General features: G+C 71.7%; 17 protein-coding genes. 11 read left to right on the forward strand and 6 right to left on the reverse strand.

The features are described 5' to 3' along the window. Nucleotides 1-8: 8 nt before the first annotated feature. Together BLR68_RS03555 and BLR68_RS03560 are read left to right on the forward strand one after the other, a co-directional pair. Complete coding sequence (locus BLR68_RS03555; protein WP_018188664.1) at nucleotides 9-821, forward strand: arginase family protein; 813 nt, start codon at nucleotides 9-11, stop codon at nucleotides 819-821. Beyond that, nucleotides 818-1,261: a hypothetical protein gene (locus BLR68_RS03560; protein ID WP_018188665.1), complete on the forward strand. Its 444-nt coding sequence runs from the start codon at nucleotides 818-820 to the stop codon at nucleotides 1,259-1,261. The genes BLR68_RS03555 and BLR68_RS03560 overlap by 4 nt, the downstream gene beginning before the upstream one ends. Nucleotides 1,262-1,270: 9 nt before the next feature. Here BLR68_RS03560 and BLR68_RS03565 read toward each other — a convergent pair whose 3' ends face one another. Together BLR68_RS03565 and BLR68_RS03570 are read right to left on the reverse strand one after the other, a co-directional pair. Further along, nucleotides 1,271-1,984: a tyrosine-protein phosphatase gene (locus BLR68_RS03565; RefSeq protein ID WP_018188666.1), complete on the reverse strand. Its 714-nt coding sequence runs from the start codon at nucleotides 1,982-1,984 to the stop codon at nucleotides 1,271-1,273. Further along, entirely contained in the window at nucleotides 1,981-2,463 is a 483-nt protein-coding gene (locus BLR68_RS03570) for a carboxymuconolactone decarboxylase family protein (protein ID WP_018188667.1), read from the reverse strand. Before BLR68_RS03570 ends, BLR68_RS03565 begins: the two co-directional genes overlap by 4 nt. Nucleotides 2,464-2,506: 43 nt before the next feature. On the opposite strand from BLR68_RS03570, the gene BLR68_RS03575 reads away from it, so the two are divergent. The 8 genes from BLR68_RS03575 (at nucleotide 2,507) to BLR68_RS03610 (ending at nucleotide 9,895) form a co-directional block, all read left to right on the forward strand. Further along, nucleotides 2,507-3,460: an alpha/beta fold hydrolase gene (locus BLR68_RS03575; RefSeq protein WP_018188668.1), complete on the forward strand. Its 954-nt coding sequence runs from the start codon at nucleotides 2,507-2,509 to the stop codon at nucleotides 3,458-3,460. A gap of 104 nt (nucleotides 3,461-3,564) precedes the next feature. After that, nucleotides 3,565-5,073: an ABC transporter substrate-binding protein gene (locus tag BLR68_RS03580; protein WP_018188669.1), complete on the forward strand. Its 1,509-nt coding sequence runs from the start codon at nucleotides 3,565-3,567 to the stop codon at nucleotides 5,071-5,073. Beyond that, a complete protein-coding gene (locus BLR68_RS03585) occupies nucleotides 5,070-6,020 on the forward strand; it encodes an ABC transporter permease (RefSeq protein ID WP_018188670.1) in 951 nt (316 codons plus the stop codon). The genes BLR68_RS03580 and BLR68_RS03585 overlap by 4 nt, the downstream gene beginning before the upstream one ends. Beyond that, nucleotides 6,020-6,901, forward strand: coding sequence for an ABC transporter permease (locus BLR68_RS03590; RefSeq protein WP_018188671.1), 882 nt, complete (start codon nucleotides 6,020-6,022; stop codon nucleotides 6,899-6,901). The genes BLR68_RS03585 and BLR68_RS03590 overlap by 1 nt, the downstream gene beginning before the upstream one ends. Further along, the gene (locus BLR68_RS03595) at nucleotides 6,898-7,689 is read left to right on the forward strand and encodes an ABC transporter ATP-binding protein (protein WP_018188672.1); all 792 of its coding nucleotides are present in this window, start codon (nucleotides 6,898-6,900) and stop codon (nucleotides 7,687-7,689) included. The genes BLR68_RS03590 and BLR68_RS03595 overlap by 4 nt, the downstream gene beginning before the upstream one ends. 41 nt (nucleotides 7,690-7,730) lie before the next feature. After that, nucleotides 7,731-8,483 (forward strand): ABC transporter ATP-binding protein, encoded by a 753-nt coding sequence (locus BLR68_RS03600; RefSeq protein ID WP_018188673.1) that lies wholly within the window; start codon nucleotides 7,731-7,733, stop codon nucleotides 8,481-8,483. Nucleotides 8,484-8,526: 43 nt separating this feature from the next. Beyond that, complete coding sequence (locus BLR68_RS03605) at nucleotides 8,527-9,585, forward strand: M4 family metallopeptidase (RefSeq protein ID WP_018188674.1); 1,059 nt, start codon at nucleotides 8,527-8,529, stop codon at nucleotides 9,583-9,585. Next, nucleotides 9,569-9,895, forward strand: a complete 327-nt coding sequence (locus BLR68_RS03610) for a protealysin inhibitor emfourin (protein ID WP_018188675.1) — start codon at nucleotides 9,569-9,571, stop codon at nucleotides 9,893-9,895. Before BLR68_RS03605 ends, BLR68_RS03610 begins: the two co-directional genes overlap by 17 nt. On the opposite strand, the gene BLR68_RS03615 is transcribed toward BLR68_RS03610, so the two are convergent. Genes BLR68_RS03615 through BLR68_RS03625 form a run of 3 tightly spaced genes read right to left on the reverse strand, consistent with a single transcriptional unit; the run spans nucleotide 9,873 to nucleotide 11,702 of the window. Further along, nucleotides 9,873-10,496, reverse strand: coding sequence for a GNAT family N-acetyltransferase (locus BLR68_RS03615; protein WP_018188676.1), 624 nt, complete (start codon nucleotides 10,494-10,496; stop codon nucleotides 9,873-9,875). The two genes, BLR68_RS03610 and BLR68_RS03615, sit on opposite strands and share 23 nt — an antisense overlap. Before the next feature lie 16 nt (nucleotides 10,497-10,512). Then, nucleotides 10,513-11,199 (reverse strand): uracil-DNA glycosylase, encoded by a 687-nt coding sequence (locus tag BLR68_RS03620; RefSeq protein WP_018188677.1) that lies wholly within the window; start codon nucleotides 11,197-11,199, stop codon nucleotides 10,513-10,515. Beyond that, the gene (locus BLR68_RS03625; RefSeq protein WP_196800915.1) at nucleotides 11,196-11,702 is read right to left on the reverse strand and encodes a phosphoribosyltransferase; all 507 of its coding nucleotides are present in this window, start codon (nucleotides 11,700-11,702) and stop codon (nucleotides 11,196-11,198) included. The genes BLR68_RS03620 and BLR68_RS03625 overlap by 4 nt, the downstream gene beginning before the upstream one ends. A 133-nt stretch (nucleotides 11,703-11,835) precedes the next feature. Here BLR68_RS03625 and BLR68_RS03630 point away from each other — a divergent pair, with 133 nt between their 5' ends. Further along, nucleotides 11,836-13,281, forward strand: coding sequence for an MFS transporter (locus BLR68_RS03630; RefSeq protein ID WP_018188679.1), 1,446 nt, complete (start codon nucleotides 11,836-11,838; stop codon nucleotides 13,279-13,281). Between the two features lie 6 nt (nucleotides 13,282-13,287). Here the strand turns inward: BLR68_RS03630 and BLR68_RS03635 are convergent, their stop codons facing one another. Further along, nucleotides 13,288-14,073, reverse strand: a complete 786-nt coding sequence (locus BLR68_RS03635) for an SDR family oxidoreductase (protein WP_176770668.1) — start codon at nucleotides 14,071-14,073, stop codon at nucleotides 13,288-13,290. Nucleotides 14,074-14,180: the final 107 nt, after the last annotated feature.

Here is a 14,180-nt window from a genome sequence, read left to right on the forward strand (position 1 = left end):
AGGTACGCATGACCCGATTCCTCGTCGTCCCGCAGTGGCAGGGTTCGCCGTCGTCCCGCGCGATGCGTTTGATCGACGGGGCCGAGGCGATCGCCGAGGATCTGCCGCGCTCGGCCGTGACCCGCGTCGAGGTCCCCGCCGAAGCGGGTGAGGCGGTGGGAACCGGCATCCGCCGCTTCAGCACCCTCAGCCGCGTCCGCGACGCGATCGGCGAACTCCTGCAGAGCACGGACGAGCCCGCCGTGATCATCGGCGGCGACTGCGCCGTCGCTGTTCCGGCGATCGCCGCGGCGGCCGCGCGGCATCCGTCCCTCGCGGTGGTCTGGTTCGATGCCCACGGCGACCTCCACACGCCCGACTCGTCGCCCTCGGGAGCCCTCGCGGGCATGGCCCTCCGCGCCGCGATCGAGGCGGGTCCCTTCGCCCCGACACCGCCTGCCACCCCCGCGCGCACGGTTCTCGTGGGTGCTCGCGCCTTCGACGATGCCGAGGCGGACGCCCTGGCCGACTCGCCCATCACGCGGATGACCGCGGACGCCCTCGCCGACACGGAGGCCCTCGCCGACGCCGTCGCGGCCACCGGAGCGGACGCCGTGTACGTGCACATCGACCTCGACGTCCTCGACCCGGCCGCCATCGTGGGCCTCCTCGAGCCCGTCCCGTTCGGTGCCGACCCGGCTCACGTGACCGCCTCCCTCGCACGGCTGCGCGAGCGGATGCCGCTGGTCGGCGCATCGATCTCCGGTTTCGCGCCGGCGACCCGCGACGCCGCAGTCGAGGACCTCGGCACGATCCTCCGTCTCGTGGGAGCGGTCGCGTGAGCCCTGTACCCCCGGCGGGATGGGAGGCGCACGCCGCGCGCGCCGTCGAGCGCGGCCGCCGATTCGATCGGTGGATCCCCGGCATCCTCCTCGACTCCCCGATCAGCCGGCTCGGCTACCTCGCCGGGACGGCGTTCGGGTTCGTGTGGGGGACGCTCTGGTCGACGGGCCGCGTCGAGCGGCGCGCGGGACTGTGGGTGTTCCGGGGGATGCCGGGGGTCACGTTCGGCCGCGGCGGTGTCTGCGTCGGGGGGTGCTTCCTCACCGGCGACGGCCCGATCGACGATCGGCTGCTCGCGCATGAGGGCGTCCACCGCGAGCAGTGGCGCCGCTACGGCATGCTGATGCCGCTCCTCTACGCGCTGGCGGGGCGCAACCCACTGCGGAACAGGTTCGAGATCGACGCGGGGCTGGCCGACGGCCGGTACATCCCGCGCTGACCGGGAGCGTCACTCCACCAGCGCACGACGCAGTCCGCCGATCTCCGCCTCGGTGAGCCCGTGCGCCTGCAGGTAGTCGACCGGTCCGCCGTAGCGCAGTCGCAGGTCCTCGAACACGGCGCGCAGCTCGGCCGCGGGCGACCGGGTGACAAGGTCCTCCAGGTGCCGGGCGTCCGGGTACCTGTGGCGGAGGAAGCGCAGGACGCTCTCGTTCCTCCCGAGCGGCAGGAGCTGTTCGGTGCGCGCGTAGTCGGCGATCACGGCGTCCTCGTCCACGCCCGCGGCGGCGAGGACGAGCGCGACCGACAGCCCGGTGCGGTCCTTGCCGACCGTGCAGTGGACGAGCACGGGCTGCACGTCGAGCACGGCGCGCGCCGCCTCGACCAGGCGCGCCGCCGAGCCGTCGATGAGTGCTCGGTACAGATCGGCGAGCGAGAGGTCGTCGTCGAAGAACGACGCGACCGATCCGGCGTACATGGGCAGATGCACGGTGTCGATGCCGAGACCGTCGAGGCGCGACGGTTCGCTGCGACGTTCGTCGTCGTCCCGCAGGTCGACGACGCGACGGATGCCGAGGGCCGCGACCCGCTCCCTCCCCGCCGCCGTGAGGTGACCGAGATTCCCCGAGCGGAACAGGACTCCGGATCGGGTCCGCCCCGCCCCGGCGGGGAGCCCGCCGACGTCCCGGAAGTTGAAGGCGCCGGGGACGTCGTGGAGGTTCACGTCGTCGGCGGCGCGCCGCGCCGTTCGGGCACGGGGTAGCGTCCGGCGATCGCGATGCGGTTGAACGCGTTGATCGACACGAGGAGCCAGCTGAGCGCGACGTACTCCTCTTCGGACAGGATGCCGCCGACACGGTCGTAGACCTCGTCCGAGACGCCCTCCTCGTGGATGAAGACGAAGGACTCGGTCAGTTCGAGCGCCGCCCGCTCACGCTCCGTGAACACGCTCGATTCCCGCCACACCGGGATCTGAGCGAGGTGGTCGAAGCTCACGCCGGCCTTCGCCGCCCGATCGGAGTGGACCCGGACGCAGTACGCGCAGCCGTTGAGCTGCGAGGCGTGGATGAGGGCCATCTCGCGCAGTCGGGCGTCGATGCCCGCCTCGGCGGCGAGGTCACCCACCGTCGTCGCGAACGCCTCGAGGGCGTCGTAGGCCGGGCGGGCCGCACGGGCCAGGTGCACGCGGTGCTGATCGCTCATGCCGTCACCCTATCCGCGCCCGTCGTGGTCGGCGTCGGAGAGAATGGTCTGCGTGAGCGACGCCGCCTTCGACGAGTTCTCCTACCTCCCCGCGCAGGCCGATGCCCTCGGCATCCCGGTGCCACCGGTGCGCCGGCTGACGCATCGGCTCGGCGACGGGCGCGTGATCAGCGCTCTGCGCTTCGGCGACTCGGGCTCCGCTCCCCCGGTGACGTTCCTCCACGGTGCGGGGCTGAACGCGCACACGTGGGACACGACCGTCCTGCATCTGGGCCTGGACGCGCTCGTCCTCGACCTTCCCGGCCACGGCGACTCCTCGTGGCGCGATGACGCCCGCTACACGGGCCGGACCCTGGCCGCTGACATCGAACCCGCGATCCGCGAATGGACCGGTGGCGTGCCGCAGGTGCTCGTCGGACACTCGCTCGGCGGCCTCACGGCGGCGGCGCTCGCGGCGCGGCATCCGGACCTCGTCCGCTCCCTCGTCCTCGTCGACATCTCCCCCGGGATCGACCCGGACGGCGCGGCGTCATCCATCCGCGCGTTCTTCGCCGGCCCCGTCGATTGGGCGAGCCGGGACGAACTCGTCGAACGCGCGCTGAGCTTCGGACTCGGCGGTTCGCGCGACGCCGCCGCACGCGGCGTCTCACTGAACTCGCGGGTCCGCCCCGACGGCCGCGTCGAGTGGAAGCACCACTTCGCCCACCTCGCGAACCGGCTCGCCGCCGACCCTGCGGGGGCCGCCGCGGTGGACGAGGCGCAGCGGGCGAACGCCGGCATCCTCTCCGCCGCAGGGTGGGACGACCTCGCGGCCGTCACCGCACCGGTCACCCTCGTCACCGGCACACGCGGCTTCCTCACCGAAGCCGATCGCGAGGAGTTCCTCCGACGGATGCCGCGAACCCGCCGCATCGAGCTCGATTCGGCCCACAACGTCCAGGAGGAACGGCCCGCCGAACTCGCCGCGAGCATCCGCACGGCGCATGACGACCGGTGACCGAACTGCGCGCGCGGGACTCTAGGCTGTAACGCGCACCGAGCACCGCGATGGGCCGGCGTCAGTGACGACGCCCATCGACGCCGAAAGGACCCCCCACTCACATGCTTCGCCGCACCGCTTTGGCCGCCACGGCGCTCCTCGCCGCCGGAGCCCTGCTCCTCTCGGGCTGCACCGGTTCGCAGCCCGCTCCGTCCCGATCCGAGGGAACCCCCGACCCCGACGCGACCGTCAACGTGCGTCTCGTGCTCGAGCCCGGCAACCTCGACATCCGCGAGACGGGGGGATCGGCCCTCGACCAGATCCTGATCGACAACGTGTACCAGGGGCTCATCGCCCGCACGCCCGACCAGAAGATCGTGCCGGCGCTCGCCAGCGACTACGAGGTCTCCGGCGACAAGCTCACCTACACGTTCACCCTGCGCGAGGGCGTCACGTTCCACGACGGGCAGCCCCTCACGCCGCAGGACGTCGTCTGGTCGCTCACGCAGGAGCGCGACACCCCGACCTACCGTGACTCGGCACGCCTCGCCAATGTCGCGACCATCGCCGCCGAGGGCCAGAAGATCACGCTGACCCTGAAGGCGCCCGACTCGACGCTGCTGTGGAGCCTGACCGGCCGCGCCGGCCTGATCCTCAAAGAGGGCGACACCATCGACCGCAAGACCGCGGCCAACGGCACCGGTCCCTTCCGCCTCGCCGACTGGCGCGAGGGCGACAGCATCGTCTTCGAGCGGTTCGCCGACTACTGGGGCACGCCGTCGTCCGCCGCCGAAGTCGTCTTCTCGTACGTCAGCGACAACCAGGCAGCGCTCAGCGGCGCCCTCGCGGGTGAGTTCGACGTGCTGACCGGGTTCGATGCGAACCTGAAGGACCAGGTCGAGGCGAACGGCGACTTCACCCTCGAGATCGGCGACTCGACCGACAAGGGCACGCTCGCGTTCAACCAGACCTCGGGTCCGCTGGCGGACGTACGCGTGCGCAAGGCCATCCGACAGGCGATCGACAAGAAATCGATCGTCGAGGCGCTCGGCGCCGGCAAGACGATGTACGGCCCGATCCCCTCGCTCGACCCGGGCTTCGAGGACCTGTCCGAGGTCGCTCCGTTCGACCCCGAGGCGGCACGGAAGCTGCTCGCCGAAGCGGGCGCGGAGAACCTCTCCCTGACCCTGACGATCCCCTCCGCGTACGGCACGACGATCCCGCAGATCCTCGTCTCGAACCTGCGCGACGTGGGCATCACCCTGAAGGTGAACCCGGTCGAGTTCCCGACGTGGCTGAACGACGTCTACGGGAACAAGGACTACGAGCTGAGCTTCGTCCTCCACACCGAGGCGCGCGACTTCGAGAACTGGGCGAACCCGGACTACTACTTCACGTACAACGATCCCGAGGTCCAGAAGCTCTACGCCGAGGCCGTCGCCGCGACGGACGACGCCGCAGCCGCCGACCTGCTGAAGCAGGCCGCACGCATCGTGTCCGAGGATGACGCGGCGGACTGGCTCTACAACGGTCAGTCCGTCCTCGCGGTCGCGTCGGACGTCAGCGGGATGCCGACGGTCAACGTGAACGAACGCCTCAACGTCGCCGAGCTGGCCAAGAGCAAGGGGTGATCCGGTACGCGCTGACGCGACTGGCCCTGCTGGTGCTGGGCCTGTTCGTCGCCAGCGCGCTCATCTTCACCACCCTCCGGATCCTGCCGGGTGACATCGCGCAGCTGATCGCCGGGGTGAACTCCACCCCCGAGCAGCTCGCGGACATCCGAGAGCGCCTGGGCCTCGACCGGCCGCTCCCCGTCCAGTACGGCGACTGGATCGGCGGCATCCTCAGCGGCGACCTCGGGTCCTCGCAGCTCACCGGCACCCCCGTCGTCTCGGAGCTGCTGCAGAAAGCGGAGGTGACGGTGCCCCTCGGCATCCTCGCGTTCGTCGTCGCCCTGCTGGTCGCGCTCCCCTTCGGCGTGCTCGCGGCGGTGCGCCGGCATCGGCCGGACGGCGTCGCCGTCTCGGTCGGCGCGCAGGCCCTCGCCGCCGTACCCGTCGTCTGGGCGGGCATGATGCTCGTCGTCGTCTTCGCCGTGACCCTGGGATGGCTGCCCGCCCAGGGTTTCCCCCGGGCCGGCTGGTCCGACCCGGCGGCGGCGTTCCGGGCGCTCGTTCTCCCCGCCGTCACGATCGGCGTCGTCGAGGGAGCCGTGCTGCTGCGGTTCGTCCGGTCGGCGACCCTCCAGGCGATGGGACAGGACTTCGTGCGGACCGCCGCGGCGAAAGGGCTCACGCGCACGCAGGCGCTCCTGCGCCACGGGCTCCCGAGTGTCGGCCTGTCGGTCATCACGGTGCTGGGCGTCCAGGTGGCCGGGATCATGGTCGGGGCGGTCGTCATCGAACAGCTGTTCAGCCTGCCCGGGATCGGGCGCATGCTGGTCGAGGACACCGGCAACCGCGATCTCGTCAAGGTGCAGGGGGAACTCCTCGTCCTGACGGGTCTCGTCCTGATCATCGGGTTCGTCGTCGATCTCGTGCACCGCGTCCTCGATCCGCGCCAGCGAGAGGCCGAGTGATGCGGCGACTGCAGTGGGCGAGGCGCGTCTGGGCGTCGGGGACCGGCCGCTTCGGGGTGATCGTGGTCGTCGTCATCGCGGCGACGGCGCTCGTCTCGCTGTTCTGGACGCCGCTCGACCCGCAACGCGTCGACATCGCGAACCGCTGGGCGGCACCTGGGGCCGCGCACCTGCTCGGGACCGACGGGTCGGGACGCGACATCCTGAGTCTCTTGATGGCAGGCTCGCGCACGACGGTGCTCGTCGCTGTGGGTGCCGGGGTCATCGCGACCGCCATCGGCCTCGTGCTCGCCGCGCTCGGTGCGCTCACTCCGCGGCCGGTCCGCGAGGGGGTCACGGTCATCGTCGACATCCTCATCGCCTTCCCGGTGCTCCTCATCGCGATGATGATCTCGGCCGTCTGGGGCGGCTCGCTCCTGGTCGTCATCGTGTCGGTCGGGATCGGGTTCGGCGTCAACATCGCCCGCGTCACGCGCCCCGAGCTGCGCCGCATCCTCCGGAGCGACTTCGTCCTCGCGGGACGCGCCGCGGGACTGTCGCCGTCGCAGAACCTCTGGCGTCACCTCCTCCCGAACGTCGCGCCCGTCTTCATCGTGCAACTGTCGTGGGGCATGGCCGTCGCCGTGCTGGCCGAAGCGGGCCTGTCGTACCTCGGTTTCGGCGCCCCCGTGACCCAGCCGTCGTGGGGGCTGCTCCTCGCCGATCTGCAGCGCTTCATCAGCGTCCACCCGCTGTCGGTGCTGTGGCCGGGGCTCGCGATCACGCTCACCGTCCTCGGCTTCAACCTCCTCGGCGACGCCCTGCGCGACGCCACGGATCCGACCCTGTCCCGCGGATCCGCTCCGCGCGGCACCGAGCCTCCCGCGGCGGTGACGGCATGACGCTCTCGATCACCGGTCTGACGATCGACATCGCCAGCCGCCGCGTCGTCGACGGAGTCGACCTCGAGGTCGCCGACGGCGCGCGCGTCGGGCTGATCGGCGAGTCCGGATCGGGCAAGTCGCTGACAGCCCTCGCCGTCCTCGGACTCCTGCCCGACGGCGCGCGGGTCGACGGCAGCATCCGCTGGGAGGGCCGGGAACTGATCGGGATGCCGGATCGCGACCTCGCGCGCCTGCGCGGTGACGAGATCGGCATGGTCTTCCAGGAGCCGCAGACGGCGCTGAACCCCATCCGCACGGTCGGGCGGCAGATCGCCGAGTCCATCCGCATCCACCAACGCGGCGTCTCCCGCGCCGAGGCGTGGGCACGGGCGGTCGAGGAAGCGCGTCGGGTGAAGCTGCCCGACCCCGAGGCCATCGTCCGTCGCTATCCGCACCAGCTCTCGGGCGGGCAGCGTCAGCGCGTCGCGATCGCGATGGCCCTCGCGTGCCGTCCCCGGCTGCTGATCGCGGACGAGCCGACCACCGCGCTCGATGTCACGATCCAGGCGGAGATCCTCGAGCTCCTCCACCACCTCGTCGACGAGGACGGCATGTCGCTCGTGTTCATCACGCACGACCTCGCGGTGCTGTCGCAGATCGCGACCGACGCCGTCGTGCTCGAATCGGGTCACGTCGCCGAGTCGGGGCCGCTTCGGATGCTGCTGCGCTCCCCCGCCTCCCCCGTCACCCAGGCACTGCTCCGCGACGCGACCGCCACCCTCTGGCGACCGGGAGGCCGCGCGTGAGCGACCTGATGCGGGCACGTGGTCTGACGCGCCGATACCGGATGCCGCGGTCCCGGCCGTTCGAGCCGGCCCGGTGGACCACTGCGCTCGTCGACGTCGACGTCGACGTCCGGGCGGGAAGCGCCCTCGGGATCATCGGCGAGTCGGGCTCGGGCAAGTCGACGCTCGTGCGACTGCTCCTCGGTCTCGACGTACCGAGCGCGGGCTCCGTCGAGTTCGATGGACGCCCCGTGGACGGATCGGCGTCGGCGCGCTCGCTCCACTGGTTGCGGCGGCGCACCGGCATCGTCTTCCAAGACCCCTACGGGTCCCTCGATCCCCGGATGAGCGTCGGGCGGATCGTGGCCGAGCCGCTCTCGGCCCTCGACATCCCGGGCGATCACCGGGCCCGCGTCCGCGAGGTCCTGGACGACGTCGGGTTGCCCTCCGACGCCGCCGAGCGGTTCCCGCACGAGTTCTCCGGCGGACAGCGGCAGCGGATCGCCCTGGCGCGGGCGCTCGTCCATCGCCCCGACGTCCTCGTCGGGGACGAACCTCTGTCGGCCCTTGACGTGACCGTCCGGGCGCAGATCCTCGACCTCATCCGCGAACTCCGCCGGCGTGACGGCCTCACCCTCGTGATGGTCTCGCACGACATCGGCGTCGTGCAGAACCTGTGCGACGACGTGGTCGTCATGACGGAGGGACGCGTCGTCGAGGAGGGCCCGACGGAGAAGGTGCTCCTCGAGCCGCAGGTCGCCTACACGCGGCGCCTCCTCGCCTCGATCCCGATCATCGACCCACGCGATCGGTGAGACCGCCCGTCACCGTGTCGGCGGAGGGGACTAGCGTGGCGGCATGCACGCCATCGTCCCGCCGTACCTGCTCGCCCGCCTCGCGGCCGCTCCGGCCGAACGATTCCCGCACGCCGTCGCCGCGGCCCGTGCCACCCTCGCCGTCCCGCGCGCCTACGCGCCGATGCGCGCCCACCTCGACCTGTCGGTCGACGGCGACGCGCTCGTCGTCTCCGCCGCACCCGACTCCGATCGTCTGATCTCCGACGCGGAGAACCGCGAGGAGTTGCCCGGCACACCCGCGCGCGCCGAGGGCGCCGCTCCGAGCGGCGACGCGGCGGTCGACGAAGCGTACGACGGGCTGGGCGCGACCTTCACCTTCCTGTGGGACGCCTTCGAGCGGGTCGGCCTCGACGGGCGGAGCGGCTCCCTCGCCGCTACGGTCCATTACGGTCGCGCCTACGACAACGCGTTCTGGGACGGCGAGCGCATGGTGTTCGGCGACGGCGACGGCGAGGTGTTCGCCGGCTTCACGCGATCGCTCAGCGTCATCGCGCACGAGTTGGGCCACGGCGTGATCGAGTCGGCCGGCGGTCTCGACTATTCGGGACAGTCGGGCGCCCTCAACGAGTCGATCGCCGACGTCTTCGGTGCGCTCGCCGACCAGCACCACCAGGGTCAGACGGCGGATGCCGCGACCTGGCTCATCGGCGCCGGGATCTTCACCGACGCGGTCACGGGATCGGCGCTCCGCTCCCTCGCCGCCCCCGGGACGGCGTACGACGACGACGTCCTCGGCAAGGATCCGCAGCCCTCGCACATGCGCGATTTCGTCGAGACCTCGGGCGACAACGGCGGCGTGCACATCAACTCCGGCATCCCGAACAAGGCGTTCCACCTCGTCGCGACGGCTCTCGGCGGCTACGCCTGGGAACGCGCCGGGCGCATCTGGTACCTCACCCTCGTTTCGGGCACCCTCTCGACGGCGGCGACCTTCGCGCAGTTCGCGGCCGCCACCGCCGAGACAGCGGTGTCGGAGTACGGTGAGGACTCTGAGGAGGCCGTCGCCGTCCGCACCGCGTGGGCGAGCGTCGGAGTCGTGGAGGATGCCGCATCCCGTTGATCCGCTGACGATCACCGTCGTCCGCACCGGTGGATTCGCCGGGCTCCGTCGCGCGTGGCGCGTCGAGCTCGCGGGAACCGACGCCGACGCCTGGATGCCGCTCCTCGACGCGTGCCCGTGGGAGGAGCCTGCGGCATCCGCTCCCGGCGCCGACCGGTTCTCGTGGGAGGTCGCGGCCATCCACGGCGCCGACGATCGCCGAGCGGTCGTGGGTGATGCCAGCGGTCCGTGGCGCGCGCTCATCGACCGGGTGCAGGCGGACGGCGCGGCCGTCCGGCCGGCCGACCTCAGCGGGAACGCAGACGCGTGAGGAGGGAGTCCTTCTTCTTCGGGGTCAGGTGCTTCTGCAGGTAGATCGTGCCGAGCGAGCGCCCGAACTTGAACCCGACCTTGCCCATGCGTCCGACCTCGACGAACCCGAGCCGTTCGTGCAGGGCCATGGAGGCCTCGGCGCCCTTGTCGCTGACGACGGCGACCATCTCGCGGATGCCCTTCTCCTCGCACGCGGCGATGAGCCCCTCCAGCAGCGCCCGACCGAGGCCTTTGCCCGTCGCGGCCTGTCCGAGGTAGATCGAGTTCTCGACGGTGTAGCGGAACCCGCTCTTGCCGGTCCACGGTGAGACGAGGCCGTACCCCAGGATCTGCCCGCTCGGCGACACCGCGACGAGGAAGGGCAGTCCGAGCTTCGCGAGGTAGTCGAACTTCTCGACCCACTGCTTGTGCGTCCACCGCTTCTCGTCGAAGGTCACGACCGAGTTCGCCACGTAGTGGTTGTAGATCTCGCGCACGTCGGCCATGTCGGTGCGGACAGCGGGCCGCAACTCGAACGAGAACTCGCGCTCGGGCTCGGGGCGACGGCGGAGATGACGGGGAAGGCGGCGGCGATCGCGCTCGTACTCGTCCTCCAGCATGCCGCCAGCATACGGCTCAGTCGGGCAGTCGCCAGTCGACGGGAGCAGCCCCCTGCGCCTCGAGCAGGGCGTTCACCCGCGAGAACGGGCGCGAGCCGAAGAAGCCGCGCCGCGCCGACAGCGGGGACGGATGCGCCGACTCGACGCGCGCGGTCTCGCCGAGCATCGGGAGGAGGGTCGCAGCATCCTTCCCCCAGAGCACCGCGACGAGCGGCTCGGACCGGGCGACGAGCGTCGAGATGGCGTGGGCGGTGACACGCTCCCAGCCCCAGCCGCGGTGCGAGCCGGCCTCACCGGGTGCGACGGTCAGGACGCGGTTGAGCAGCATGACGCCCTGGTCGGTCCACGCCGAGAGGTCGCCGTGCGCCGCCGGAGGGATGCCGAGATCGGTCGACAACTCGGCGTAGATGTTCCCGAGGCTCCGCGGCAGCGGTCGTACGTGGCGATCGACGGCGAACGAGAGCCCGATCGGGTGTCCCGGCGTCGGGTACGGATCCTGGCCGACGATCAGCACGCGGACGGCCGAGAGCGGCCGGCTGAACGCACGCAGGACGTGGTCGCCCGCGGGCAGGTACCCGCGCTCGTCCGCGCGGAGCCGGTCGCCGAGCGCGGCGATGTCCTCAGCGACGGGAGCGAGGGCGTCCGCCCACTCGGGGTGGATGTGCCCGTCGGCCGCGAGGGCATCGAGAGAGCGGCCGCTCATGCCCCAGCGGGGAGGCCCGCATCCTCCTGGACGACCGTCCCGCGGAACGACCACGGGAAATCGATCCAGCGGTCGGTCTCGCGCCACGAGTAGTCGGGCATCGCGATGGAGCCGGGCTTCGTGTAGATGCAGACCGAGCGGACATCCGCGCCGGCGTCGCTCAGGAGCTGAACGGCGAGGGCGAGGGTGCGGCCGCTGTCGGCCACGTCGTCCACGAGGAGCACGCGCTTGCCCGGCAGCGCGCTGAGGTCGAGGTCGGGCGGGAGGATCTCGGGCGCGTCGAGGACCGTCCCGATCCCGGTGTAGAACTCGACGTTCAGCGCTCCGCAGCTCTTGACGCCGAGTCCGTACGCGATGGCCCCGGCCGGGAGGAGACCCCCGCGGGCGATCGCGACGACGATGTCGGGAGCGAACCCGTCCGCGACGATGCCGCGCGCCAGGTCGCGGGTCGCCCCGCCGAAATCATCCCAGGTCAGCGTCTCGCGTTCGGCGGCCACCGGCATCCCCTCGTCCATGGATTCCCAGACTACGACCTGCGGGACGGCGGGCTGCTCCAGCGCTAGGCTCGCGCTCGTGACCGGGATCCCGCCCTCCTCCGCGCCGTTGCTGCGCTCATCCGCCACGCGCTCGTCGCGGTTGGGTTCGTCCACGCTGGGCATCACGGCGGGACTCATCGGGTGGTTCATCGTCGTCGAGCTCGTCAGCGGCATCCTGCAGGGGTTCTACGTCCCCCTGTTCAGCGACATCGTCGTCCAGCTCGGCATCCGCGACGCCGACGTGAACTGGTTCGAGGCCGGGCAGCTGCTGCTGAGCGCCCTCGTCGTCCCGATCCTCGCCAAGCTCGGCGACATGTTCGGGCACAAACGGATCCTGCTCGTCGCCGCGGTCCTCACCGCCCTCGCCTCGTGGGGCCTCGTCTTCGCCGACTCGTTCTGGACCTTCCTGCTGTTCTGGTCGCTGCAGGGGTTCTACGTCGTGTGGCTGCCGCTCGAGGTCGCCCTCATCTTCGAGCGCGGGCGGGAGCAGAACCGCGGCGTCTCGCTCACCCGGCGTGCTGCGGGGCTGCTCGTCGTCGGGCTCGAAGCGGGGGCGATCATCGGCGCCCTCGCCGCGGGACGCATCTACGCGGCGACGGGCGACCTCGGGCTCACCCTCATGGTCCCCGCCATCGCCGTCTCGCTCGTCGTGATCGTCATCTGGCTGTGGGTGCCCGAATCGACCCCCAGCGGCGAGCGCCGCCTCGACACCGTGGGAGTGATCCTCCTCGCCTGGGGACTGCTGCTGGTGACCGGCGCCCTCGCCTGGATGCGGCTCATCGGCGAGCTCGGCCTCGGCGCGGGCACGTGGGCGGGGGTCGCGGCGCTGTTCGTGCTCGGCGTCGGCGTGCTCGTCTGGTTCGTCCGCCACGAGCTGCGCCACCGGCATCCCGTCGTCGACATGCGGGTGCTCGCGCGCCCCGACATGTGGCCCGTGCAGGCGACGGCGTTCCTCATCGGCATCAGCCTGCTCGGTGCGCAGGGGCCGCTGTCGACCTACGCCGGCACCGATTCGTCGCTCGGCTACGGCCTCGGGCTCGACGCCACCGAGCGCTCGTACGTGATCGGCCTCTACCTCGTGTCCCTGATCGTGGGCGCGGTCCTGTTCGCGGTGACGTCGCGGCGGGTCAGTCCGCGTCTCGCGCTCATCGCCGCAGCCGTCCTCGTCGGAGTCGGCTACGCGCTGTTCCTGCCGTTCCATCTCGAGGTCTGGCAGGTGCTCCTGAACCTGTCGATCGCGGGCATCGGATGCGGCGCCCTCGTGGGCGCGATGCCCGCTGCCGCCGCGGCGGCGGCGCCGTTCGGCAAGACGGGCGAAGCGTCGGGCATGACGAACACCACGAAGACGATCGGCGGCGCGTTCTCCTCCGCCGTCTTCGGCGTCGTCCTCGCGGCCGGCGCGGGCGCCGTCGCGGGGCAGACGGCGAGCTCGCTGGGCGGCTACCTCACGGTGTGGGCCATCTGCGCCGCGGGAGGATTCCTCGCCGCGCTCCTGCTGCTCCTCGTCCCGAAGGTCGCCTTCGCCGACGCCCCGCCGGAGGCGTGAGCGCGCTCAGCCCTCGATCGTGCGGGGCCGGAGCGGACCGCGCGCGAGCAGGTGCTGCGCGGACTGCGCGACCGGTCGCATCGTGACGAGGTCGAGGTTCACGTGGCCCGGCGCGTTCAGCGCGTAGGCGATGACGCCCGCCACGTCGCCGGCGGTCAGCGGCTGGTCGACGCCGTCGTAGACCTTCTCGGCCGCGGACCGGTCGCCGCCGAGACGATTGAGCGAGAACTCCTCGGTCTGCACCATGCCGGGAGCGACCTCGACGACGCGGATGGGCTCGCCGTTCAGTTCGAGCCGCAGGGCGTGCACGAGCATCGCCTCGCCCGCCTTCGCCGCGTTGTACCCGGCACCCCCCGGGTAGGCGGTCTGCGCGGCGGTCGAGGTGACGTAGACGGTGTCGGCGTGGCCGTCGACCTCCGCCGCGCGGCGCAGAAGCGGGAGGAGGGCGGCGGTCACGAGCTGAGCCGAGAGCACATTGACCTCGAACATCCAGCGCCAGTCGTCGGGGTCGCCGTTCTCGACGCGCTGCGTGCCTCGCGCGCCGCCGGCGATGTGGACGAGCGCGTGGACCGGGCCGGTGTCCTCCAGGTGCGCGGCGAGCGCCGCGACATCCGCTTCGCTCGTCAGGTCGGCCGCGTAGGACTGCGATCCGATCTCGGCATCGAGGGCCTCCAGTCGGGCCGCTCGACGCGCGACGCCCACGACGTCCCACCCCGCCGCCCTCAGCGCGCGGACGGCCGCCTCGCCGATCCCCGAGCTCGCACCGGTCACCACTGCACGTCGATTCGCCATGCGCTCAACGCTAGTGACTCCGCGGGGGCCCGCGGACCGCGTCACGTTACGCCGCGTGTCCCGTTCCGTTGTCCCCGTCGGGCGCGACTCGTAACGTCGGTGTCGGG

This window comes from Microbacterium sp. 77mftsu3.1 (genome assembly GCF_900100525.1).
In the GTDB taxonomy this organism is placed as follows: domain Bacteria; phylum Actinomycetota; class Actinomycetes; order Actinomycetales; family Microbacteriaceae; genus Microbacterium; species Microbacterium aquilitoris.